Source organism: Pseudactinotalea sp. Z1732, assembly GCF_049724975.1.
In the GTDB taxonomy this organism is placed as follows: Bacteria; Actinomycetota; Actinomycetes; order Actinomycetales; family Beutenbergiaceae; genus CALKWS01.
In genome coordinates, this window is record NZ_JBMPQC010000001.1 from 340,889 (window position 1) to 363,575 (window position 22,687).

General features: G+C 68.8%; 19 protein-coding genes and 1 pseudogene. 12 read left to right on the plus strand and 8 right to left on the minus strand.

Annotated features, from left to right (window positions below; genetic code table 11):
- Nucleotides 1–84 precede the first annotated feature (84 nt).
- The 5 genes from ACPL7H_RS01640 (at nucleotide 85) to ACPL7H_RS01660 (ending at nucleotide 6,798) form a co-directional block, all read left to right on the plus strand.
- Nucleotides 85–1,410 (plus strand): D-arabinono-1,4-lactone oxidase, encoded by a 1,326-nt coding sequence (locus ACPL7H_RS01640; RefSeq protein WP_424795423.1) that lies wholly within the window; start codon nucleotides 85–87, stop codon nucleotides 1,408–1,410.
- Entirely contained in the window at nucleotides 1,407–1,784 is a 378-nt protein-coding gene (locus ACPL7H_RS01645; protein WP_424795424.1) for a sensory rhodopsin transducer, read from the plus strand. The genes ACPL7H_RS01640 and ACPL7H_RS01645 overlap by 4 nt, the downstream gene beginning before the upstream one ends.
- Nucleotides 1,785–1,914: 130 nt before the next feature.
- Complete coding sequence (locus ACPL7H_RS01650; protein ID WP_424795425.1) at nucleotides 1,915–4,413, plus strand: phosphoketolase family protein; 2,499 nt, start codon at nucleotides 1,915–1,917, stop codon at nucleotides 4,411–4,413.
- 30 nt (nucleotides 4,414–4,443) lie between these two features.
- Nucleotides 4,444–5,121: an LppM family (lipo)protein gene (locus ACPL7H_RS01655; protein ID WP_424795426.1), complete on the plus strand. Its 678-nt coding sequence runs from the start codon at nucleotides 4,444–4,446 to the stop codon at nucleotides 5,119–5,121.
- A 336-nt stretch (nucleotides 5,122–5,457) separates the two neighbouring features.
- Nucleotides 5,458–6,798 carry a DUF222 domain-containing protein gene (locus ACPL7H_RS01660; protein WP_424795427.1) on the plus strand — a complete coding sequence of 447 codons (1,341 nt, stop codon included), beginning with the start codon at nucleotides 5,458–5,460 and terminating at the stop codon, nucleotides 6,796–6,798.
- A gap of 250 nt (nucleotides 6,799–7,048) precedes the next feature.
- On the opposite strand, the gene ACPL7H_RS01665 is transcribed toward ACPL7H_RS01660, so the two are convergent.
- Nucleotides 7,049–8,488: an amidase gene (locus ACPL7H_RS01665; protein WP_424795428.1), complete on the minus strand. Its 1,440-nt coding sequence runs from the start codon at nucleotides 8,486–8,488 to the stop codon at nucleotides 7,049–7,051.
- A 225-nt stretch (nucleotides 8,489–8,713) separates the two neighbouring features.
- Here ACPL7H_RS01665 and tdh point away from each other — a divergent pair, with 225 nt between their 5' ends.
- The 3 genes from tdh (at nucleotide 8,714) to ACPL7H_RS01680 (ending at nucleotide 11,944) form a co-directional block, all read left to right on the plus strand.
- The gene (gene tdh / locus ACPL7H_RS01670; protein ID WP_424795429.1) at nucleotides 8,714–9,775 is read left to right on the plus strand and encodes an L-threonine 3-dehydrogenase; all 1,062 of its coding nucleotides are present in this window, start codon (nucleotides 8,714–8,716) and stop codon (nucleotides 9,773–9,775) included.
- Between the two features lie 180 nt (nucleotides 9,776–9,955).
- Complete coding sequence (locus tag ACPL7H_RS01675) at nucleotides 9,956–11,164, plus strand: glycine C-acetyltransferase (RefSeq protein WP_424795430.1); 1,209 nt, start codon at nucleotides 9,956–9,958, stop codon at nucleotides 11,162–11,164.
- Nucleotides 11,165–11,203: 39 nt separating this feature from the next.
- Complete coding sequence (locus ACPL7H_RS01680) at nucleotides 11,204–11,944, plus strand: TSUP family transporter (RefSeq protein WP_424795431.1); 741 nt, start codon at nucleotides 11,204–11,206, stop codon at nucleotides 11,942–11,944.
- Nucleotides 11,945–11,957: 13 nt separating this feature from the next.
- Here ACPL7H_RS01680 and ACPL7H_RS01685 read toward each other — a convergent pair whose 3' ends face one another.
- Together ACPL7H_RS01685 and ACPL7H_RS01690 are read right to left on the minus strand one after the other, a co-directional pair.
- On the minus strand, nucleotides 11,958–12,956 hold the full coding sequence (locus ACPL7H_RS01685) for a BCCT family transporter (RefSeq protein ID WP_424795432.1): 999 nt from the start codon (nucleotides 12,954–12,956) through the stop codon (nucleotides 11,958–11,960).
- A 242-nt stretch (nucleotides 12,957–13,198) separates the two neighbouring features.
- Nucleotides 13,199–13,672: pseudogene (locus tag ACPL7H_RS01690) on the minus strand (BCCT family transporter); the annotation flags it as partial.
- 71 nt (nucleotides 13,673–13,743) lie between these two features.
- On the opposite strand from ACPL7H_RS01690, the gene ACPL7H_RS01695 reads away from it, so the two are divergent.
- Nucleotides 13,744–15,780: a prolyl oligopeptidase family serine peptidase gene (locus ACPL7H_RS01695; RefSeq protein ID WP_424795433.1), complete on the plus strand. Its 2,037-nt coding sequence runs from the start codon at nucleotides 13,744–13,746 to the stop codon at nucleotides 15,778–15,780.
- A gap of 138 nt (nucleotides 15,781–15,918) precedes the next feature.
- Here the strand turns inward: ACPL7H_RS01695 and ACPL7H_RS01700 are convergent, their stop codons facing one another.
- The gene (locus ACPL7H_RS01700; protein WP_424795434.1) at nucleotides 15,919–16,788 is read right to left on the minus strand and encodes an LLM class F420-dependent oxidoreductase; all 870 of its coding nucleotides are present in this window, start codon (nucleotides 16,786–16,788) and stop codon (nucleotides 15,919–15,921) included.
- Nucleotides 16,789–16,832: 44 nt separating this feature from the next.
- On the opposite strand from ACPL7H_RS01700, the gene ACPL7H_RS01705 reads away from it, so the two are divergent.
- Genes ACPL7H_RS01705 through ACPL7H_RS01715 form a run of 3 tightly spaced genes read left to right on the plus strand, consistent with a single transcriptional unit; the run spans nucleotide 16,833 to nucleotide 19,760 of the window.
- A complete protein-coding gene (locus tag ACPL7H_RS01705) occupies nucleotides 16,833–17,492 on the plus strand; it encodes a TetR/AcrR family transcriptional regulator (protein ID WP_424795435.1) in 660 nt (219 codons plus the stop codon).
- A 1-nt stretch (nucleotide 17,493) separates the two neighbouring features.
- Complete coding sequence (locus tag ACPL7H_RS01710) at nucleotides 17,494–18,078, plus strand: PH domain-containing protein (protein ID WP_424795436.1); 585 nt, start codon at nucleotides 17,494–17,496, stop codon at nucleotides 18,076–18,078.
- Nucleotides 18,075–19,760, plus strand: coding sequence for a PH domain-containing protein (locus tag ACPL7H_RS01715; RefSeq protein ID WP_424795437.1), 1,686 nt, complete (start codon nucleotides 18,075–18,077; stop codon nucleotides 19,758–19,760). Before ACPL7H_RS01710 ends, ACPL7H_RS01715 begins: the two co-directional genes overlap by 4 nt.
- Nucleotides 19,761–19,764: 4 nt before the next feature.
- Here ACPL7H_RS01715 and ACPL7H_RS01720 read toward each other — a convergent pair whose 3' ends face one another.
- The 4 genes from ACPL7H_RS01720 to ACPL7H_RS01735 all read right to left on the minus strand — a co-directional run bounded on the left by ACPL7H_RS01720 (nucleotide 19,765) and on the right by ACPL7H_RS01735 (nucleotide 22,639).
- Nucleotides 19,765–20,409 (minus strand): pyridoxine/pyridoxamine 5'-phosphate oxidase, encoded by a 645-nt coding sequence (locus tag ACPL7H_RS01720; protein ID WP_424795438.1) that lies wholly within the window; start codon nucleotides 20,407–20,409, stop codon nucleotides 19,765–19,767.
- A complete protein-coding gene (locus tag ACPL7H_RS01725; protein WP_424788679.1) occupies nucleotides 20,409–20,951 on the minus strand; it encodes a DUF4282 domain-containing protein in 543 nt (180 codons plus the stop codon). The genes ACPL7H_RS01720 and ACPL7H_RS01725 overlap by 1 nt, the downstream gene beginning before the upstream one ends.
- A gap of 235 nt (nucleotides 20,952–21,186) precedes the next feature.
- Complete coding sequence (locus ACPL7H_RS01730) at nucleotides 21,187–21,609, minus strand: heat shock protein transcriptional repressor HspR (protein ID WP_424788680.1); 423 nt, start codon at nucleotides 21,607–21,609, stop codon at nucleotides 21,187–21,189.
- A 1-nt stretch (nucleotide 21,610) separates the two neighbouring features.
- Nucleotides 21,611–22,639, minus strand: coding sequence for a DnaJ C-terminal domain-containing protein (locus ACPL7H_RS01735; RefSeq protein WP_424795439.1), 1,029 nt, complete (start codon nucleotides 22,637–22,639; stop codon nucleotides 21,611–21,613).
- Nucleotides 22,640–22,687: the final 48 nt, after the last annotated feature.

Below are 22,687 nucleotides of genomic sequence, written 5' to 3' on the forward strand. Positions count from 1 at the left end.
TCCGCTCAGGGTGGCCGGCAGGCATCCTCCTGAAGCCGCCTGCGCAAGTGGCGCCGGCAGGTGCGGGCACCTAACGTGAAAGTCATGGATGAGGCCGCCGCGCGGGAGTACCGCACCTGGTCCGGCTCTGTCCGGTTCACCCCCGGCCGGCACCTCGAACCCGCGGACGAGGGTGAACTCGCCCGCATCATCGGCCGGGCCCGCGAACACGGTCACACCGTCCGGCCCCGCGGGAGCGGGCACTCCTCCACACCGCTGATCGCCTCCGAGGACGTCCTGGTGTCCCTGGACGGCCTATCCGGACTCATCGATCACGACACCGAGGCCGGCCTGGCCCGACTCGGCGCGGGCACCACCCTGGACCAGGCGGGTGCGGAGTTGGCGCAGGTGGGCCTGGCGATGGAGAACTTCGGCGACGTGTCCTACCAGACCCTGGCCGGGGCGATCGGCACCGGCACCCACGGCACCGGGCTCCAGTTCGGCAACCTGTCCACCCTGTTGGCCGGCGGGCGGATGGTCACCGGGACCGGGGAGGTGCTCGACTTCGGGTTCGACGACGACGCGTCCCCGGCCACCGCGCCGCCGCCGGGCAGCCGCCCGGTCGGCGGTGACGACGGCATCGCCAGGGCAGGGGCCGGCGCGGGTCGCACCGAGGATGCGCTGCTGCGGGCGATCGGGGTGTCGCTGGGCACGATCGGGGTAATGACGGCGGTGACCATCCGCGCCACCCCCGAGTACGACCTGCGCCGCCTGGAGTGGAGCGCGGGCGCGGAGTGGGCCATCGACCACTTCCTGGAGTTGTCCCTGACCAACCGCAACGCCGACATCTACTGGTACCCCCGCAGGGACGAGGTCAAGGTGCGCACGCTGAACCTGCCCGAGCACACCGCCTCCGTGATGCCGGCAGACGCCCACGTGGTGACCGAGCAGACCGGCCCCAGCCACGAGATCATCCCGACCGTGCCCCCGTTGCGCTTCGATGAGATGGAGTACCTGTTCCCGTTGGAGGTCGGCATGGACGTGTTCCAGGCGGTGCGGGAACGCATCAAGTCCCGCCACCGTCACCACGTGGCCTGGCGGGTTCTGGTACGCACCATCGCGGCCGATGACCTGATGCTGTCCAATGCCACCGGGCACGATTCGATGAGCATCGCCCTGCTGCACAACGCCGACCTGCCCGAGGACCCCTACTTCGCGGACATGGAACCGTTGCTGCTGGATTACGGCGGTCGCCCGCACTGGGGCAAGAAGCACTCCCGCACGGCCACCCACCTGGCACCGATGTACCCGCAGTGGCAACACTTCCAGCAGATCCGGCGCCGGCACGACCCGGACGGGGTGCTGATGAACGACTACCTGCGTTCGTTGCTGGAGCAGGACCAGGACGGCGCGAACGGGGGCCAGTCATGACCGAGCAGTTGGGGCATCGCATCTGGGTCTTCCCGGCCGGGTGCATCCCGGCCACCGGCACCGGGGCGGAGCCGGAGTTCACCAGCCGTGAGGAGTTGTGCCTGCTCAACCCCGGGCCGCAGGACGCCACCGCCGAGATCGAGGTGCTGCGGGCCGATGAGGACCCATTGGGGCCGTTCACCCTGGCGGTCGGTGCGCGGCGGGTGCGGCATGTGCGGATCAACGACCTGTTCGACCCGGTGCCGGTTCCGCTGGGGGTCCCCTACGGGTTGATCGTGCGCACCGAGCACCCGGTGGTAGCCCAGGTGGTGCGCACCGACACCCGTCGCGACGGCCTGACGGTGTCGGCGATGCAGGGGTACGGAACCGGCTAGGGCCAAGTGGTCGCTCCCGGCATCCCCACGGTCCGGTGTTCCTCCGCCCCCTGGCGTCGCAAGGCGCTGCAAGGGCCCCGGGTACTGCCGCCCCCTGGCGCGTCCGCGCGCCACGGTGCACGCTGGGCAGATGGGTACCACTGCTGAGACCTCGCGACCTCCTGCCGCTCCGGCCTGGCCCCGCAGCACCACGGAGGTGAACGAGGACAGTCTGAACACCCTGCACCGGTGGTGGCGGGCCGCGAACTACCTGTCGGTCGGACAGATCTACCTGATGGCCAACCCGCTCCTGGACGAGCCGTTGCAACCCGAGCACATCAAGCCGCGGCTGCTCGGCCACTGGGGCACCACCCCGGGCCTGACGTTCACCTACGCGCACATGAACCGCGCCATCATCGACCGGGCCCTGGACGCCATCTACGTCACCGGTCCCGGTCACGGCGGGCCTGCCCTGGTCTCCGCCTCCTACCTGGAGGGCACCTGGACCGAGGCCTACTCCGACGTCACCCAGGACACCGAGGGCATGCGCCGGTTGTTCAAGCAGTTCTCCTTCCCCGGCGGGGTGCCCAGTCACGTCGCTGCCGATGTTCCCGGGTCGATCAACGAGGGCGGCGAGTTGGGCTATTCGCTCTCCCATGCCTACGGCGCCGCATTCGACAATCCCGATCTGCTGGTGGTCACCGTCGTCGGCGACGGTGAGGCCGAGACCGGACCACTGGCCACCAGTTGGCACGGCAACAAGTTCCTCAACCCGCGCACCGACGGGGTGGTGCTGCCGATCCTGCATCTCAACGGTTTCAAGATCGCCAACCCGACCGTGCTGGACCGCATCGGGGAGACCGAGTTGTTGGAACTGATGCGCGGATACGGACACAACCCGCACCTGTTCACCGCCGGGTTCGATGACGAACCGGTCGCCGACACGCACCGCCGCTACGCCGAACTACTCGACGGCGTGCTGGATGAGATCGCCGACATCAAGGCCCGCGCCGCCGAGGGCGATGAGGCCCGCCCCGCGTGGCCGATGATCATCCTGCGCACGCCCAAGGGATGGACCGGACCGGTCACGGTCGACGGCAACGTGGTCGAGGGATCCTGGCGTTCCCACCAGGTGCCCCTGGCGAAGGCCCGCGACGACGACGAGCACCTGCGCCTGCTCGAAGAATGGTTGCGTTCGTACCACCCGGGCGACCTGTTCGACGACGACGGTGCTCCGTCGTCGGACATCACCGGCCTCTGCCCGCAGGGGCGACAACGGATGAGCGGCAACCCCCATGCCAACGGCGGGCTCCTGCTGCGCGACCTGCGCCTGCCCGATCACCGCGATTTCGCCGTCGACGTTCCCGCCCCCGGCGCGCGCATCGACGAGCCCACCAAGGTGCTGGGACGGTGGCTGACCGAGGTGATCCGGGCCAACCCGGACAACTTCCGCATCTTCGGCCCGGACGAGACGGCCTCGAACCGGCTATCGGGGGTCTACGACGTCACCGCGAAGCAGTGGAACGCCGAGTACCGCGACATCGATGAGGACGATGATCTGGCACCCAGCGGCCGGGTGGTGGAGATGCTGTCGGAGCACATGTGCCAGGGATGGCTGGAGGGCTACCTGCTGAGCGGCCGGCACGGGATGCTGAACTCCTACGAGGCGTTCATCCACATCGTCGACTCGATGTTCAACCAACACGCCAAGTGGCTCAAGGTCACCCAGGAGATCCCCTGGCGGGCACCGATACCGTCGCTGAACTACCTGCTGTCCTCGCACGTGTGGCGCCAGGACCACAACGGCTTCTCCCACCAGGACCCCGGCTTCATCGACCATGTGATGAACAAGAAGGCGGAGGTGGTACGGGTGTACCTGCCACCGGACGCGAACACGTTGCTGAGCGTCTACGACCAGATCCTGGGCACCCGGGACTTCGTCAACGTGGTGGTGGCCGGCAAGCAACCCGGTCCGCAGTGGCTGGACATGGAGGCCGCGATCGCCCACTGCGCCCGCGGCGTGGGGGTGTGGGACTGGGCCGGCTCCGAGGTGGAAGGGCAGGACCCGGACGTGGTGCTGGCCTGCGCCGGGGACATTCCCACCATCGAGACCCTGGCTGCGGCCGGCCTGCTGCGCGAGTACCTGCCGGACCTGAAGGTGCGGGTGGTGAACGTGGTGGACCTGATGCGCCTGCAGGATGACCGGGAGCACTCGCACGGGATGTCCGATCGCGACTTCGACACGGTGTTCACCAAGGACAAGCCGATCCTCTTCGCCTACCACGGCTACCCGTGGCTGATCCATCGACTGACCTACCGGCGCACGAACCACCCGAACCTGCACGTGCGCGGATACAAGGAGGAGGGCACCACCACCACACCGTTCGACATGGTGATGCTGAACGACTTGGACCGCTACCACCTGGTGATGGACGTGATCGACCGGGTGCCGCAGTTGGGCAGCCGGTACGCCGGATTGCGCCAGGAGATGGGCGATGCCCGCCTGAAGGCCCGGCAGTACACCCGCGACCACGGTGTGGACATCCCCGAGGTAGCCGACTGGGTGTGGCCGGACGCGGCCGACTCGGGCACCGTCTCCGGCTCGAACGCCCAAGCGGCTGCGACCGATACCGGCGCGGACCACGGCTGAGCCGTCGCCGCACGATGGCACACTCGAGGAATGACTTCGTGGATCTGGCGCCCGGTAGGCGCAGTCCTGCTCGCGCTCGTGGTGCTCACCGGCTGCGTGCGGCTGGACGGCGGGGTGACCATCAGCACCGATGACACCCTCTCCGGTGACGTTGTGGTCGCCGTCAGCCAGGCCTGGGCCGAGGCCAATGGTCAGGATCCCTACGCGCTGCAGCGCATCCTGGACGAGGAGATCGCCGCGGCCCCGGATGCCGGCATCGCCGCGGAGCCGTTCGAGGACGGCGAGTACATCGGGGCCACGTTAACGCTGACGGACGTGCCGATCGAGCGGATCGAGGAGTCCACCTCCGGCGCACTGATCGTCGCCGCCGAGGAGGACGGACACATCGTGGCCGGCCGGTTCGGTGACCTCGACCTCACCGCACCGGACGGCGCCGAGGAGGACGATCAGGTCGCCACGCCGTGGATGATCGACTTGTCGGTGACCTTCCCGGAGGCTGTCACCGACCACGACGGCACCCTGGTGGGCCGCACCGTCTCCTGGGACCTGGAGCCCGGTGATGACACCCTCTTCGCCACCACCGCAGGCAGCGGCTTCTCCCTACCGGTTCCGGTTCCGGTGCTGCTGTTCGGGCTGCTGCTGGTGGGGACCGGCCTCTGGCTCGTCATCAGCCGACGACGGCGGCAGGCAGCGGGCGAGCAGCACTGACTTGCCGTAGGTGACCGACCCGGGCGGGCAGCCGACCCGTGCAGCGAACGGTACTCGGTGTGCTGTGAGGATGGAGGAAGGCCCGGCCTCTCGGGGGACCGGGGCCTTGTGGCCCGAGTGGCTACCTCAACCCTCCTCGACTGGGTGCACGCGTCCTGTCCGGCGTCGGTGGCCGAGCCCGATGACGAGAGCCCTGAGGCGGGGGTCGGCGACCTCCCGGTCTCTCACCCGAGCGGTCAACTGCACAGTTATCCCCAGGCCGGGCGTACCCGCGTAGCTATCCACAGCGCCAAAACGATTCGAACGTTTGTCGGAGGTGGGTTGTAGGTTCGACTCATGTCCATCACCCAGGTCCCACCGATGATCCAGGCACCGGCCGCGTTGGCTCAGGTCGCCTCGGTCGTTGGCGAGATTGCTGCCGGTGGGTGGTGGCGGGTGGGTGAGTCAGACCTGGGCGAGGCGCTGGCGCAGGCGGGTCGGATTCGTCACGAGGTGGCCCGGCTGGAGGCACACGCCGCGGCCGAAGCGATCTCTCGCGGGTTGCCCGCAGGCCAGGGAATGACGGCGGTGGACTACCTGGTCAAGGTGGCCAGCCAGTACGCCCCGGCGCCACCGCGGGGGCAAGCGATCCACACCGCGCGCATCGCCGAAACGATCAACAACCCCTCCCCCGGTGTGGAGAACACCCTGACCGGGTTCGATGCCGGGCTGATCAGCACCTCCAAGGCCTCAGCGATCATTCAGTTCCACCACGAGGTGGAACCGATCTCCGAGGCCGAGGCGCTTGCCACCACGATGAAGACGATCAACGAAGGCGCGACCGACCAGGTCGAACATTCGGACCCGAAGAACGACAAGAACGACGAAAACCACGCCGGGGGCGACGACGGGGATGCCGCCGAAGGCGGGGCACCGGTGCGCCGATGCGGGTGGACCGACCGGCAGCTGGCGCTCCTGCTGCGCCGGGCACGGCGAACCATCAAACCACCCAAGGACTTGGAAGCCGAAGAGAACGGGCAACGAACTCGCCGAGCCCTCTACACCCTGCCCGCAGCCGGCGGGATGACCGAGTACCGGGTCCTCCTCGACCCCGAAGGGGCGGCCATCATCGACGCCACCTTGTCAGCGCTGTCCAAACCGCAGCCGGCCGAGGACGGCACCCCCGATCCGCGCAGCGCACCACGCCGCCGGGCCGACGCCCTGGTCACCATCATCCAACGGGGCGTAGCCGCCCCCGAGGGAACCCCCCAGACCACCAAGGCCCAAGTATTCATCACCATCCCCCTCAGTGACCTACAGTCCAAGACCAACGGCGCCGGAATCACGATGACCGGGCAGGTGCTCTCCCCGGAAACCGTGCGGCGCATGGCCTGCGATGCCTCGATCATCCCCGCAGTGCTGGGCACCGAGGGCGAAATCCTCGACCAGGGCCGTGATGAGCGCCTGTTCACCCGCGCCCAACAACGAGCCCTCTGGCATCGCGACAAGGGATGCTCATTCCCAGGCTGCACCATCCCTGCTCAGTGGTGCCAAGCCCACCACGTCCAGTTCTGGGCCCACGGCGGACACACCAACCTGGACAACGCAGCCCTGCTATGCCAACGCCACCACACCCACGTCCACAGCAATGACCTAACCGCCACCGTCACACCCACCGGAGTCACCTGGCACACCTGAACACCCCGCCCCACACCCGGCCACCACCGCCGGGCCCATGGCATGCGCAGAGACCGGAACGCGGGCCGGGTGGAACAGGGCAGGAGCAGAACAGCAGCAGAGCAACAGCAGAGCAGGAGCAGGAGCAGGAGCGATGCTCACACTCCGGCGCCCACACGGAGCGAATCACGACGCACCCTTGCGCCAGACATCAATGACCCTCCACACCGCAACGACAGGGCGCCCCAAGAGCGGCGCAAACCGGGCAGCGTCACTGGAGTACGGCTCGGCGGTGCGCCCAGGGGGCGGCGCGCTCCAGGTCCGCGGCCAGGGACAGCAGCACGTCCTCACCCCCGGGTGCCACCGAGGCCAGCGTGACGCCGAAGGGCAATGCCGGCTCGCCGTCGTCGGGTTCGGCGTGGTGCAGCGGGAGGGAGATCGCGGCCTTGCCTATGATGTTCAGGCTGGAGGTCCACGGAGTGAACTCCATCTGGGCCTGGAAGTCCGCGGCCGGGTCCTCATCGTTGCGGATCGCGCCGATCGCCGGTGGTGGGGTAGCCAGCGACGGGGTGAGGATCACGTCGAAGTCGGCCCACCGGCGTGCGGCCTGGCGGGTGAGGCGCTGCCCGCCGAACACGGCTTCGGCGTAAGTCGGCCCGGTGACATCCTTGCCGGCCTCGCGCAGCCACCGGGTGAGCGGGCGCAGGGCGCTCTCACCCCCGGGCGGCAGCGGGATGGAGGTGGCCAGGACGGCCCACATCGGACGGAACGGGGCCCACTCCTCGGCATTGAAGGGAACCGGGGCGGTATCGAGGTGGTGGCCCATGCCGGTGAGCAGGCGCGCCGCCTGGTCCACGGCGGCCAGGGCCTGGGGATGGATCCCCGCATCGGCGATGATCGGTTCGGTGAGCACCCCGATCCGGAGCGGCGCGGCGGAGCGGGCGGCGGCCTCGGCGAAACTGGTCGCGACGGGCGGGGCGCTGTAGGTATCGCCGGGCCAGGCGTGGGCCAGGACGTCCAGCGCGATCGCGGTGTCGGCAACGGTGCGGGTGAGGACGCCGTTGGTGGACAGGCCGGGGCCATCCAGGCCGTGCGGGCCGGGGCTGATGCGCCCGCGTGCGGGCTTCAAGCCCACCAAGCCACAAGCCCCGGCGGGGATGCGGATCGAACCGCCTCCGTCTGAGCCGTGGGCGATCGGGGTGATGCCTGCTGCCACTGCGGCCGCCGCGCCACCGGATGAGCCGCCTGCGGTCCGGGAGAGGTCCCATGGATTGCGGGCCGGCGGGGCGACGTCGGGCTCGGTGTAACAGGGGAACCCGAACTCGGGGGTATTGGTCTTGCCGATCATGGTGGTCCCGGCCCGGCGCAGCAGGGTCACCACGCCGTCGTCGACCTCGGGCACGTAGCCCTGCAGCGCCGCGCTACCGGCGGTCATCGGGACCCCGGCGACCTGGTTCAGGTCCTTGATCGGCAGCGGCACGCCGGCCAGCGGCGGCAGGTCAGCCTCGTCGTCGGCCGCGTCGATGGCGCGCTGGACCGCCCTGGCTTGTTCCAGGGCCAGTTCGGGGGTGACGGTGATGAACGCGCCGATCCGGTCATTGAGTTCTGCTGCACGGTCCAGCGCGTGCTGGGTTACCTCGACCGCACCGAGTTCGCCCTTGGCGATGGTGGCGGCCAGTTCAACGGCAGTGAGATCATCCAGGTCAGACATACCGCGAGCCTACTCTCGGGGAGGTCTGCACCCGGCTCACCGAGTCAACCAGCGCGGACGTCCCTGTTGACCGATGCCTGCTCCTGCGCTGCCAGTCCGTCAGACCCCACCACGATCCCGGAGCCGGGCCTCCAGGTACCCTGTACGGCGCCACCCCTCAATGGCCGCAAGCCCGCACCATCCACTCGTGAAGCACCGTCGCCCGAAACCGAAAGGCCCTCCCCGTTGCGCGCCCTCTATAAGCCCGGCCCGCGTGCTGGTCTAGAACTTGTCGAACGTCCCGAGCCTGAGCCTGGTCGGGCCGAGGTGAAGATCCGGGTGTTGACTACCGGGATCTGCGGTACCGATCTGCATATTCGTAACTGGGACTCCTGGGCGGCCTCGATGGTGAGGGCTCCCTATATTCCCGGGCATGAGTTCTATGGCGAGGTGGTGGCCGTGGGGGACTTGGTGCAGGACGTCAAGGTCGGTGACAAGGTCTCCGGTGAGGGTCATATCGTGTGCGGGACCTGCCGTAACTGCCGCGCCGGGCAACGCCAGCTGTGCATCCGCACCATCTCGGTGGGGGTGCAGCGCGATGGTGCTTTCGCGGAGTTCGTGGTGATCCCGGAGGAGAACGTGTGGGTGCACAACTTCCGGGAGGGGCAACAGCCCATCACTGCCGAACTGGGTGCGATCTTCGACCCCTTCGGCAATGCGGTGCACACCGCGTTGAAGTTCTCGGTGGTGGGTGAGGACGTGTTGATCACCGGCGCCGGGCCGATCGGGTTGATGGCCGCGGCCGTGGTGCGCCATGTGGGTGCCCGGTATATCGCGATCACCGATGTGTCCGCGCCCCGGTTGGCTCTGGCCGAGCGGATGGGGGTGGACCTGACGGTGGATGTGTCCAGGACCAGCATCGAGTGGGCTTTCGGGGAGCTGGGTCTGAAGGAGGGGTTCGATGTGGGCCTGGAGATGTCCGGTCACCCCGATGCGCTGCCGGAGATGATCCGGGATATGAACCACGGGGGCCGTATCGCGCTGCTGGGGCTGCCTACCGAGTCCATCGACATCGACTGGTCGGTGGTGGTGACCCACATGCTCACGTTGCAGGGGATCTACGGACGGGAGATGTTCGAGACCTGGAACGCCATGGCCGCGATGCTGAGTTCGTCCACCTGGCTGCACCACACCATCTCCTCGGTGATCACCGACGTGCTGCCCGCCACCCAGTGGGAGCGCGGCTTCGAGATCGCCGCCAACGGCACCAGCGGCAAGGTCGTCCTGGACTGGTCCACCCTCTCCTGAGCCTGGACTGGTCCGTCCTCTCCTGAACCTGGACTGGTCCACCCTCTCCTGAGCAGGTTCCGTAGGCTGGGCGCCGAGACCGGTCGAGTGCGGCGAGACCGGCCTCGGCAACGACCGGTCTGACGCCCGTTCGACCGGTCTCAGCGATTCCACGCCCCGCAGCCCGAAAGGACGCCCCCGATGGTCACCACGATGCGCACCGAACTACAGCATGAGTTGGAGGAGTTGCGCGAGTCCGGGCTGTACAAGGCCGAACGGGCCATCACCACCCCCCAGTCGGCGCAGATCCGGGCCGGAGCCCTGGGCGCGGAGCCGGCTTCGGTGCTGAACTTCTGCGCCAACAACTACCTCGGCCTGGCCGACGACCCGCGCATCATCGCCGCGGCCAAGAGCGCCCTGGACCAACGCGGCTTCGGGATGGCCTCGGTGCGGTTCATCTGCGGCACCCAGGACCGGCACCTGGAACTGGAGCAGCGGGTCAGCCAGTTCCTGGGCACCGAGGACACGATCCTGTTCTCGTCCTGTTTCGACGCCAACACCGGACTGTTCGAGATCCTCCTCGACGCCCGCGACGCCGTCATCTCCGACCAGTTGAACCACGCCTCGATCATCGACGGCATCCGGCTGTGCAAGGCCTCCCGGTTCCGCTACGCCAACCGCGACATGGGCGACCTGCGCGCGCAGCTTCAAGCAGCGGCCGACGGCGGGGCTCGCCGGATCCTGGTCGTCACCGACGGCGTGTTCTCGATGGATGGCTACCTGGCACCGCTACGCCAGATCTGCGATCTGGCCGAGGAGTTCGGCGCACTGGTGATGGTTGACGACTCCCACGCCACCGGTTTCATGGGAGCAACCGGCGCCGGGACTCCCGAGCACGCGGGCGTGAGCGACCGGGTGGACATCTACACCGGTACCTTCGGCAAGGCCCTTGGTGGCGCCTCGGGCGGGTACGTCTCCGGGCGGGCGGAGATCGTCGCGATCCTGCGCCAGCGGGCCCGGCCCTATCTGTTCTCCAACTCCCTGGCCCCCTCGATCGTGGCAGCCACCTTCACCGCCCTGGACCTGGTGGCGGACGCCGGGGAGTTGCGCGAGCAACTGTTCGCCAACGCCGCCCACTTCCGCCGCCGGATGTCCGAGGAAGGCTTCGACCTGCTGGAGGGGGAGCATCCGATCATCCCGGTGATGTTCGGCGATGCGGTGCTGGCCTCCAAGGTCGCCGAGCAGATGCTGGCCCGCGGGGTGTTCGTGACCGCGTTCTCCTTCCCGGTGGTGCCCCGGGGAGCGGCGCGGATCCGGGTGCAGCTCTCCGCCGCGCACACCGCCGAGCACATCGAGGAATGCGTCGCGGCGTTCGTCGCCTCCCGGGAGGCCGCCGCGGCCGAGGGCTAGGGTTCGGGCCCACCGGGCGCCTGGTGGAAGGATGGCCGGGTGCTGTACGTGCTGGTGATCCTCGCTGTGTTCATCGGCGCCCTGGCCCAACGGGCCACCGGTCTGGGCTTCGCGATGATCTCTGCGCCGGTGCTGGTGTTGCTACTCGGCGCGTTCGACGGCGTACTGCTGGTGAACCTGTGCGGCGCGGTCGCAGCGCTGCTCATCATCACCCGGGTGTGGCACCTGATCGACTGGCGGCAGTTCTGGTTGCTCACCGTCCCGGCCCTCGTCGCGGTGGTGCCCGGCACGATCATCTCGGTGCTGTTCACCGGCCCGGGCCTGCAGATCATCGTGGGGGTGATCCTCATCGTGGCGCTCACCGCCTCGCTCATCGTGCGGCGCAGTTTCCGTCCCGTGGCGATCACGCCGAGTGCGCTCCTGAGTGGAGCGGTCTCCGGATTCACCAACACCACCGCCGGAGTGGGCGGACCGGCGCTGAGCGTGCATGCGGTGCTGACCCGGTGGGACCATCGGGCATTCGCCGCCACCATCCAGCCCTACTTCGTCGTCAGCGGCATGGTCGCCTTCATCGCCAAGGTCGCCGCCGCCCCTGAAGGTCTACCGGCCTATGCCTGGTGGTTGTGGCTGATGATCGTCGGGGCGATCTTGACCGGGCTTGCAGCCGGGGAGTGGGTCAGCACCCGGATCAGCGCCAGGGCGGCGCGCATCGCCGTCATCCTGCTCGCCTACGGCGGCGGGGTCGTGGCCGTCATCGATGGCGCGCTGGCTGCCGGATGATGACGCGCGGCGATCAACGGCCTTGCTCGCCCTCGGTGCCGTCCTCGGATGTTCGGGCCGGGTCCGTTCCGTCGGCGTACTCACCCGTCTCATAGTCGTACTCGACGGGGTTACCCTCATCATCGGTGCGCTGGTACCACGCGGTGAACTCCTCATCCGAGGTGTCCATGGCCTCGCCGGTGGCGTACTCATCGGGCGGGGTCACCGGTTCGACACTGAGGACCCAGTGGTCCCCGTACTCCTCCACTCCGCGCTCGACGGCCTTCTCGAGCGCCCAGTTCTCATACGTGTAGCGGATCACCTGCGGGTCGTTGCGCAACTCCCGCACCAAGGCCACTGCCATAGCGATGATGATGAGGGAGAACGGTAAGGCCGTCACGGTGACCAGGTTCTGCAGTCCGGTGAGGGCGTCCTCGTCACCGACCAGCAGGATGACCACGGCGATACCGGCCATGCACATCGCCCAGAAGACCGTGATGGGCCGCTTGGGTTCGGGGTTTCCTTTCTGCGACATCTGCGAGTTGACCAGCGAGGCGGAGTCGGCGGTGGTGATGAAGAAGACCGCCAGGATCACGATCACCAGCGGGGCCAGGACCGCGCCGCCCGGCAGTTGGTCGATGACGACGTAGAAGATCTCCTCCGGTGCCGGCAGTGACTGCGCTGTACCGTCGGGTGCGACCTCCCCGTGCTCGCGTTGCAGCCAGATCGAGGTGCCGCCCAGGAGGGTGAACGCCCCGACGATGATGGACGAGGGAATGAGCAGGACCCCGAGGACGAATTGGCGGATCGTTCGTCCGCGGCTGATCTTGGCGACGAAAACCCCCACGAACGGGGCCCAGCTCACCCACCAGGCCCAGTAGAAGGTGGTCCACGCGGTGAGGAACTCCTGGGTCGGCTCCCCGTCGGACATGGTGGCTCCGAGCATCTCGGGCATCGAGCCGAAGTACTCCACGACGACGCCCGGGATGACGTTGAGGAGGAACGCCGTCGGGCCGACCACGAAGAAGAACACCGCGAGCCCGACCGACAGGACCAGGTTGACGTTGGACAGCCGGCGAATGCCCCGCTAGATGCCAGAGACCGCCGAGACGATCGTCCCGGCGGTCAGGGTCACGATGATGACGATCGCGATGGTGTTCCCGGTTGTGCCGATACCACTGACGATCTCCACTCCCCGAGCGATCTGCAGCGCACCGATCCCAGGCTCGCAGCCGTTCCGAACAGAGTGGCGAAGATGGCCAGGCCGTCGATGATCCGAGCGCCGGCACCGCTTGCTCTACCGTTCCACAAGGGCGTCAGCACCGAGCTCATCAACGGCACCCGACCGCGGCGGTAGGAGACGTAGGCGACGCAGAGTCCCACGATCGCGTAGATCGCCCATGCGTTGATTCCCCAGTGCAATGCGGCTTGAGCCATCGCACCCCGGACGGCCTCTGCGGTGGCGGGCTCGTAGAGTCCGGGGAGGGTCGCTCCTGCCGTTCGAGGGCGAACGTCCGGACTACCCGGACGCCTGAGGAATTTCGCCCTCAACCTAGCGAATAGGTGCCCCGAAAGCGCGTCCAGACACGAACAGACGCCGGCAGGGCTCGTCCATTCACCTCCCGCGTCGGACTCCGCTGCCGCCAGACCAGCCTGAACCACGACCAGGCCTCCGGTGCGCCGCCCGGCCTCCGGAGCGCCGGCCCCCGGTCCGCCGGCCCCCCGTTGGTCTGCTGTCCCGGCAGCCATTGCTGTGCCATGTCATATGCCGCAGCGGTTAGGCTGTCCCGGACATCGAAGTTCATACGGAGAGGACCGTCGTGACCGACACTCGCATCTGGCTCGAGGACGTCGCAGGCAGTGAGGCCCTGGACTGGGTTCGCGCCCGCAACGCGGAGAAGGCCGCGGACCTGGCCGCCACCCCGGAATTCGCCCGCGCCAAGGACCGCATCACCGCGATCCTGGACTCCGACGACAAGATCCCCGAGGTCTCCAAGATCGGTGCGCACTACTACAACTTCTGGAAGGACGCCCAGCACGAGCGCGGCATCTGGCGACGTACCACTCTGGAGTCCTACCGCACCGAGAACCCGGACTGGGAGACGGTCCTGGATGTGGACGCCCTCAACGAGGCCGAGCAAGAGAACTGGGTCTGGCACGGGGTCAGCGTGCTGCCGGGCGCCGACCAGGAGTACCGGCTCGCGATGATCCACCTGTCCCGTGGTGGCGCCGACGCCGACGTCTCCCGGGAGTTCGACCTGCACACCCGCCGGTTCGTCGAGGGCGGCTTCTATCGCCCCGAGGCCAAGGGCGGCACCTCCTGGATCGATGAGGACACCCTGTTCGTCCACACCGACACCGGTGCGGGCAGCATGACCTCCTCCGGCTACCCGCGGATCACCCGCCGTTGGCGCCGCGGCACCCCGCTCGAACAGGCTGAGGCCGTCTTCGAGGGTGAGCACGACGACATGTCGGTCGCCGCGATGCACGATTCCACTCCGGGTTTCGAGCGCGACTTCGTGGTGCGGGCGCTGGCCTTCTACAACGCCGAGATCCACCTGCTGGACGGAACGGAACTACGCCGGATCGAGGTGCCCAGCTCCGCAGAGATCATGGTGCACCGCGAGTGGCTGGCGATCGAGTTGCGGAAGGACTGGACCCCGGCCGGGACCACCTACTCCGGCGGCTCCCTGCTGGTAACCGACTTCGATGACTTCATGGCCGGCTCTCGTGAGTTCCAGGTGCTCTACTCCCCCACTCCGTCCACCTCGTTGATCGGTGCCACCTGGACCCGACACCACCTGGTACTGAACATCCTGGATGACGTCAAGCACCGGCTCGAGGTGCACACCCCGGGACCGGATGGCACCTTCACCTCCGAACCCTTCACCGGTGCCGAGGACGGCGCTGTCGGCACGGTCCGCGTCGGCGCGGTCGATCCCAAACGCAGCGACGACCTGTGGCTGGTCACCACCGACTTTCTCAGCCCGACCACGCTCTGGCTCGCCCGGGCGGACGGAGAGCCGGAGAAGCTCAAGTCGATGCCGGCGTTCTTCGACGCCGCCGGCCTGGTCGCCGAGCAGTACTTCACCACCTCCGACGACGGAACCCGGGTGCCGTACTTCCTGGTGCGCCGCGAGGACCTCACCTTCGACGGCACCGCGCCGACCCTGATGTACGGCTACGGCGGCTACGAGATCCCGATGCTGCCGAACTACAACGCCGCCCTGGGCGCCGCCTGGTTGGAGGAGGGCGGGGTGTATGTCCTGACCAACATTCGCGGCGGCGGAGAGTACGGCCCGGCCTGGCACCAGGCGGCGATGCGGGAGAACCGACACCTGGCCTACCAGGACATGGCCGCTATCGCCCGGGACGTGGTCGAGCGCGGTGTCACCTCGCACGACCGGATCGGCGTGCAGGGCGGATCCAACGGTGGTCTGCTCACCGGGAACATGCTGGTGCACTACCCCGAGCTCTTCGGTGCGATCGTCATCCAGGTGCCGCTGCTGGACATGGAGCGCTACCACCTGCTGCTTGCCGGTGCGTCCTGGATCGCGGAGTTCGGCGACCCGGACGTCCCCGGCGACCGGGAGTTCCTGCGCACGTTCTCCCCGTACCACCTGTTCGAGCCCGATGCGGAGTACCCGCCGGTGCTGTTCACCACCTCCACCCGCGATGACCGGGTGCACCCCGGGCACGCCCGCAAGATGGCGGACCTGATGATCGAGGCGGGCAAGGACGTGACCTACTACGAGAACATCGAAGGTGGTCACGGCGGGGCGGCCACGAACGCCCAGGCCGCCCACATGCAAGCGCTGGTCTACCGATTCCTGGCCGAGCGCCTCGACCGGAACTGAGTCCGGCCGCCGGCCGAGGGTCTGCGAGCGGGTCGAGTCCGGTCGCCGGTCCGAGCGGTCCGAGCGGTCCGGACGGTCCGGACGGTCCGGGCGGCTCAGCGCCGCCCGGTGCCGGCGGCCGGCCCGCTCGGCGGACCACTACGCGCCGTTGACCTCGTCGCGCCACGCGATCCACCGGTCGAAGCCGGTCATGTCGTAGTCCGGGCCGGAGGTGCCCAGGGTGAACAGGCGCACGCCCTGGGCGCGCAGCGCTTCCCCTGACTCAGCCGGTTCGGGCAGCGTGTTCCCGTCCCGGCCGCGGGGGCCGGCGCCCGCAGAGACCTCGATCTCACCCACGTCCCGGCCCACGGCGTCGCAGTGCGCCCGCAGCACCGAGAGCTTGTGGTCCAGTTCCGCACCCGTGGCGAAGGAGTGCCAGATGTCGGCGTGCTCGGCCACCATGCGCAGCGTCTTCTTCTCCCCGGCGCCACCGATCAGCAGCGGCATCGGCCCGGCAGGGGCGGGATTGAGCACGTCCAGCCGGTGCCGGATCCGGGGTAGCGCCTCGCCCAGTGCATCCAAGCGGGTGCCGGGGGTGCCGAACTCGTACCCGTAGGCCTCGTAGTCCTTCGCGAACCAACCGGCACCCAGACCCAGGATCAACCGACCACCGCTGATGTGGTCGACCGTGCGGGCCATGTCCGCAAGCAGGTCCGGGTTCCGGTAGGAGTTGCACGCGACCAGGGCACCCAGCTGGATGCTGGAGGTCTGCTCCGCCCACGCACCGAGCATGGTCCAGCACTCGAAGTGCTTGCCATCGGGGTCACCGTTGAGGGGGAAGAAGTGGTCCCAGTTGAACGCGACGTCGACTCCAATGTCCTCGGCGCGGCGTACCGCGTCGCGGATCGCGGCGTAGTCGGCGTGCTGGGGCTGGATCTGCACGGCGATGCGCACCGGACGCTGCTGTGCCGTCGTCGGGCTCTGTGCGGGCGTCGGGTTCTGGGCGGTGCCAGGGCTCTGTTCGGTCATGAAAAGCATTGTGGCAGTCAGGCCGACCGGCCTATTCTGCATCCATGCGGTCGAAAACCAGGGCGAACGGGCGACAACGGTCCTTCATCGAGCAGGCACGCCGGGCCCAGATCGTCAGGGCCGCGATCGAAACCGTGGCCGAGACCGGGTACTCCGGGGCCTCGCTGTCCCGGATCGCGCGGCGCGCCGGCATCAGCAAGAGCGTGATCTCCTATCACTTCGCCGGCAAGGACGACCTGCTCACCCAGGTGGTGACCGACTTCTTCGCTGACACCGAGGCTCACATGCGCGCCGAGCTCGCGGCGGCGAGGACTGCCACCGACCTGATCCGCACCTGGGTCAGCGCTCAGATCGACTACTTCGCCCGGCATCGCGCTCAGTTCCTGGCCATGACCGAGATCGTGATGAACCATCGCGACGCCGCGGGCGCGCGGCCGTTCCTGGAGGTGATCGCCGGGGAGGTCGAGGCGATCAGCCGCATCCTCACCGACGGTCAGCGGGCCGGGGAGTTCCGCGACTTCGTCGTCACCGACGTCGCCGTCATCATCATCCGCGCCACCGAGGGTGTGCTCGGGGCCTGGATGGCCGACGAGCACACCGACCTCGATGCCCAGACCGCAGCCCTGATCGACTTCATCGACCACGCCATCCGGAACCAGCCACCGCCGAACCCACCACCTCACCACGCCACCCAGGGGGCCTGACATGACCGGTACACCGGACCCGAACGAGCCGGACGCCAATACCAACGCCGCCGCCAGTACTCCTGGCACCACCGGCGACGACCCCGACGAACGCCCGGTCCCGCGCCAGTTGCGCCCACCGCAGCACCGGCTTGAACGCTCGGTCACCACGTTGTGGATCCTGCAGGCGCTGGTCTTCCCCGGCCTGCTGCTGGCCGGTTCGATCGTGGCTTACGTGCTGTGGGAAGCGGCCCGGCCGTGGCTGATCGCCGCGATCATCATCTCCGCACTGGGGACGTTGGTGAGCGTCGCCGTGGAGCCCTGGTGGCGCTTCGCGGTGCACCGCTGGGAGGTCACCGACGAAGCCGTCTACGCCCGCAGCGGGTGGGTCGTGAAGGAGTGGCGGGTCGCGCCGATCTCCCGCATCCAGACCGTGGACTCCGTCCGTGGACCCTTCGAGCAGCTGCTGGGGCTGGCCACGGTGCGTGTCACCACCGCATCATCCTCGGGGGCCATCGAGATCAACGGCCTGGACGCCGACGTGGCGGCCGACGTCGCCGAGCGCCTGACCCTGATCACCGAGCGTACCCCGGGGGATGCCACGTGAGCGGCGAGGAGATCCGCGCGGACGACACGACGCGGGCCGACATCTCCGGCGACGTGGCCACCAGCACCGCGCCACTGGTGCAGACCGACGCACCCTGGCAGCGTCTGCACTCCCGGATGATCTGGGTGGACGCGCTGCAAACGGTCATCTCCCTGGCGCCGGGCATCGTGGCGATCACGGTGTTCGACGTCGAGGCCGACATGAGCAGCATGTGGCCGTTCGTGGCGATCGCGGTCTTCGGCGTCCTCGGGGCCATCAGCGACGCGCTGCGCTGGGTCTTCACCCGCTACCGGGTCAGCGAGGACTACGTCGAACGGCGCACCGGTGTGCTGGTGCGCCGGTACCGTTCGGTACGCCGGGACCGGATCCGATCGGTCGACGTCGAGGCCCGGCTGCGACACCGGCTGTCCGGGCTGCGCATCGTGCGGATCGGCGCCGGGCAGCAGAGCGCCGCCGGGGAGGCCGCCTTCGACCTGGACGCCGTGCTGGCAGCAGACGCCGAGCAACTACAGCGCATCCTGCTGCGGGACCGCCGTCGGCCCTCGAGCGGCACCGTCGCGGCGGGGCGGACCCCGCAGTCACCAGACGACGGCGACCACCAGGTGGAGGCCGAGTCCACAGACGCCGGCAGCCAGGGCAGCGACGATCCCATGCCAGAGCGGGCACCGCAGATCCTCAGCCGGCTGCAGCCGCGATGGGTGCTCTACAACCTGTTCAACATCTGGGCCCTGGTGCTGGCCGCCGGAGTGCTCTGGGGCGGTTTCTGGCTCGCGGCGACGTTCAACCTCGACGTACTCAGTTACGGCCGGAACCTGGTGGCATGGGACGATCTGGATTGGGCCGGCCGGACCGCGATCGCGGTGGGCGTGGTGGCGATGGTCGGTGTGCTGGGCATGGCGATCACGTTCTTCACCTCGCACTGGAGGTTCGAACTCTCCCGGGTGTTCGGTGCCGAGACCACCATGCTGCGCACCCGCCAAGGCCTGTTCCACACCAAGGAGGTGAACCGGGACGAGGGCCGGATCCGGGGCGTGGCGATCGCCGAACCGTTGCTGTGGCGCTGGCTCGGTGTCACCGATACCACCGTGATCACCACCGGGTTGGACGCATGGTCCTCCTCCGATCCGACCACGATTCTGCCGCGGGGTCCGCGCGCGGTGGCCTGCCGGGTCGGCGGCGAGGTGCTGCAGACCGACGTCAATCCGATCACCGCCCCGTTGCAGCCGCACCCGGGTGCGGCGTTGCGGCGCCGGTTGTGGTGGGCGCTGGCGACCGCGGCGATCGTGACCGGTGTGCTGTGGTGGCTGGCGCGGACCGACGTCATCGGATTCGGATGGATCTGGACAGGAGCGGTGCTGCTGCCCTTCGCCGTCGGCGCGGCGCTGGTCGCCTACCGCGCCCTCGGACACACGATCGCGGGCGCGTATGTGGTGATGCGTTCGGGGCTGCTCAGCCGGTACACCACCGCGCTGCAGCGCGATGCGGTGAGCACCGTCGCAGTGAGCGAATCGTTGTTGCAGCGCCGCCTCGGGCTGCGCTCCGTATCCGCGATGACCGCTGCGGGCGATGGTGCCTACGACGCACCGGACGTGCCGGCGGACTCGGCTGCGGAGTTGGCGAACCTCGCCTCCGACGGTCTGCTCGAACCGTTCCTGGTGCACCCGGGCCGGCCTGCGGACTGACGGGTCAGGGCCAGCGAAGACCGCTGGTCCAGGCTCCGTCCGCCGCGGTGTAGCGCAGCCGGACCTGGCCGCGGTCAGTGGTGGCCTGCCAGAACTCCACCCACTCCGGACGAATAGCGTAGGCGGCCCAGTGCGGGGCCACCAGGTCCGGGTCGGCCTCGACCTCGGCCAGTGATTGCGCATAGGCGTCCCAGTACTCCTGCCGCGAACCCAGAGGCTGGCTCTGCGCACCGGTGCGGCATGCGGCCCGCGAACCGGGTGGCCGCGCCAGGAAGTCCGCGGCACCGGCCTCGGCGAACAGTCGCCCCACCCCACCCTGTACCCGCACCTGACGGCCCACGGCGGGCCAGAAGAAGGTCAGTGCGGCGTAGGGGTTGGCCGCCATGTCCTGACCCTTGGGGCTGGTGCACTGGGTGGCGAAGACCCAGCCGCTCGCGTGCAGGTCCTTGAGGATCAGGGTGCGTCCGCTCACCCGGCCGTGCTCATCGGCAGTGGACAGCACCGCCGCGTGCGGGATCGCCACCCCGGCCCCGGCGGCCTCGCGCAGCCACGTGGTGAACAGGGTGACCGGGTCGGTTGGGGCGCTGCCGGGGTCGAACTCCGGCAGCGGGCCGGGAAACGTCGGCAGCGCCCGCAACCATTGGCGCATCAGAGACGTTGCAGCAGTTGCTCAGTGTTCTTGGCGGCCTGCACCGCCGCCACGATCGCCTCCAGCGAGACCCGGATCAGGATCAGATAGAGCAGCGCCAGCAGCCCACCCAGGATCATTGTGGCGAATCCGGCGCCGACGCTGGCCGAGAAACTCGCGATGACCGCGAACAGGTATCCGATCCCGAAGGCGACCAGGAGCAGGATGAACAGCACCTTCACCACGGATTCGGCGATGTAGCGCTTGAAGGTGAAGTCGAAGAGATTGGCGAAGAAGTTCCCGCTCTGCTGCTGCTCATAGCCCTGGACCCACCCAGGGGCGCCCGGGCCGCCAGGTGCGCCGGGACCTGCAGGACCTCCCGGGCCGGCGCCGTATCCGGCGGCCGGGGGCTGGTAGCTCTGCCCCGGAGGCGGGCCCTGGTAGCCACCACCCTGGGGCTGCTGTGCCCCCGGCTGCGGCGGGACTGACTGGTGACCGCCGGGCGGGGGCGGCGGCATGTTCGGGTTCTGCGGCTGGCTGGCGTTGCCGTAGTTGTCAGTCACAAGGACTCCTAGTTTCTTGGTGGTCGGCGGCGCGTGCCCAACTCGCAGGTCGCACACGCCTTGTCGTTCCGAAGCGTAGTAGAGCGACCGGCCGCCTGACTGCGGATCGCGATGGGCAGGGGTGCCCATCGACCGGTCCGCGACCCACGGCGAGGATGCCCGCCAAGGTGGAGTCGCCGAAGCAGGACCGGTACCCCGGGGCCGGGATGGCACCGGAAGGACGCCGCCGGCCATCTCAGCGCAGTGGTCGCCACAGCACCAACGCGCGCCGGGAATCCTCACCGGCGCGTTGGCGGGCACGCTGTCCCAGCGGAAGGGCGACGACGTCCCCGGTGGCGCTCGCGGTGAACACCCGGCGATGACCGGTGCTGACCCCGAGCAGGCGCTGGACCTCGGCGACCAGGCGCTCGTTCCGCTCGGTCAGTTCCAGGATGCGTTTGATCCCGGCCAGGTTGACGCCCTCGTCCTGGGAGAGTCGCTGGACCTCCCGGAGCATGTCGACGTCACGTTCGGAGTAGCGCCGCCCCCGACCTGGGGTGCGGCGGGGGACCACGATCCCCAGGCGGTCATACTGGCGCAGCGTCTGCGGGTGCATGCCCGCCAGTTCCGCGGCTGCGGAGATCGCCAGCCGTGGAGTGGTGTAGTGAGCGCCTGGCATCTCATGCCCTTGCCGCATCCGCCAGGCCGGCGCGCGGGTCGGTGTCATCGCTTGCGGCGACGAACGTGTCCAACGCCGACTTGGCCTGCTTGGACAGGTTCCTCGGGACGGCGACCTGCACCGTGACGATCAGGTCACCGGTGCCCCTCGCCGTCTTCACACCCTTGCCCTTGACCCGCAACCGGGCCCCGGACTGGGTGCCGGCCGGGACCTTCAGCCGCACGCTGTCCCCGGACAGGGTCGGCACCGAGATCGTGGCACCCTCCACCGCCTCCGGGAAGGTGATCGGCACGGTGATGGTGAGATTGTTCCCACTGATCCCGAACACCGGGTGCGGGTCCACGTGCACGGTGACCACGAGGTCGCCGGGTGCGCCCCCGCCGATACCGGGCTGGCCCCTTCCGGCCAGGCGGATCTTCTGCCCGTCCCGCACCCCGGCGGGGATGCGGACGTTCATCGAGCGTCCGCCCTCCATGGTCAGAGTGACCGTGGAGCCCTCCACCGCGGTCCGGAAGGGTAGGTGCGCGGACGTGGTGATGTCGCCACCTTTCTGGCCACCGAACCCGAAACCGGATCGCCCGCCGCCGGCCTGCGGCCCCGCACCACCACCGAACAGTCCCCCGAGCAGGTCGTCCAGGTCCGGACCACCGGCACCGCCGGCGCCCCCGGGTCCACCGCTGGAGTAGCGCACCCGTGGCCCTGCGCCCCCGCCACCGGCGAACATGCCGTTGAACAGGTCCTCGAAACCAGTGGCACCGGCGCCGCCGGGGCCGGAGGCGAACCGCGGGCCGCCCCCGGCCATGGCGCGTAGCGCGTCGTACTGCTTGCGCTGCTCGGTATCGGAGAGCACCGCGTAGGCCTCGCCGATCTCCTTGAACTTCCGCTCCGCGGCCGCGTCACCCGGGTTCTGGTCGGGGTGCCACTTGCGGGCCAGTTTGCGGTAGGCCTTCTTGACCGCAGCCGCATCGGCATCCTTGGACACTCCGAGGGTGCGGTAGAAGTCCTTCTCCAGCCAGTCCTGTCCGCTCATGGCACCTCACCTCCCTGGTTCATTGTCGCGTGCAATCTCATGCGCCGT

What these genes read in the sequence shown, in the direction of transcription:
- ACPL7H_RS01660 (WP_424795427.1), top strand. Translation starts at nt 5,458, where the DNA reads ATGTCCATCACCCAGGTCCCACCGATGATCCAGGCACCGGCCGCGTTG.
- ACPL7H_RS01730 (WP_424788680.1), bottom strand. Translation starts at nt 21,609, where the DNA reads ATGCCAGGCGCTCACTACACCACTCCACGGCTGGCGATCTCCGCAGCC.
- ACPL7H_RS01640 (WP_424795423.1), top strand. Translation starts at nt 85, where the DNA reads ATGGATGAGGCCGCCGCGCGGGAGTACCGCACCTGGTCCGGCTCTGTC.
- ACPL7H_RS01720 (WP_424795438.1), bottom strand. Translation starts at nt 20,409, where the DNA reads ATGCGCCAATGGTTGCGGGCGCTGCCGACGTTTCCCGGCCCGCTGCCG.
- ACPL7H_RS01645 (WP_424795424.1), top strand. Translation starts at nt 1,407, where the DNA reads ATGACCGAGCAGTTGGGGCATCGCATCTGGGTCTTCCCGGCCGGGTGC.
- ACPL7H_RS01655 (WP_424795426.1), top strand. Translation starts at nt 4,444, where the DNA reads ATGACTTCGTGGATCTGGCGCCCGGTAGGCGCAGTCCTGCTCGCGCTC.
- ACPL7H_RS01700 (WP_424795434.1), bottom strand. Translation starts at nt 16,788, where the DNA reads ATGACCGAACAGAGCCCTGGCACCGCCCAGAACCCGACGCCCGCACAG.
- ACPL7H_RS01675 (WP_424795430.1), top strand. Translation starts at nt 9,956, where the DNA reads ATGGTCACCACGATGCGCACCGAACTACAGCATGAGTTGGAGGAGTTG.
- ACPL7H_RS01665 (WP_424795428.1), bottom strand. Translation starts at nt 8,488, where the DNA reads ATGTCTGACCTGGATGATCTCACTGCCGTTGAACTGGCCGCCACCATC.
- ACPL7H_RS01735 (WP_424795439.1), bottom strand. Translation starts at nt 22,639, where the DNA reads ATGAGCGGACAGGACTGGCTGGAGAAGGACTTCTACCGCACCCTCGGA.
- ACPL7H_RS01705 (WP_424795435.1), top strand. Translation starts at nt 16,833, where the DNA reads ATGCGGTCGAAAACCAGGGCGAACGGGCGACAACGGTCCTTCATCGAG.
- ACPL7H_RS01650 (WP_424795425.1), top strand. Translation starts at nt 1,915, where the DNA reads ATGGGTACCACTGCTGAGACCTCGCGACCTCCTGCCGCTCCGGCCTGG.
- ACPL7H_RS01710 (WP_424795436.1), top strand. Translation starts at nt 17,494, where the DNA reads ATGACCGGTACACCGGACCCGAACGAGCCGGACGCCAATACCAACGCC.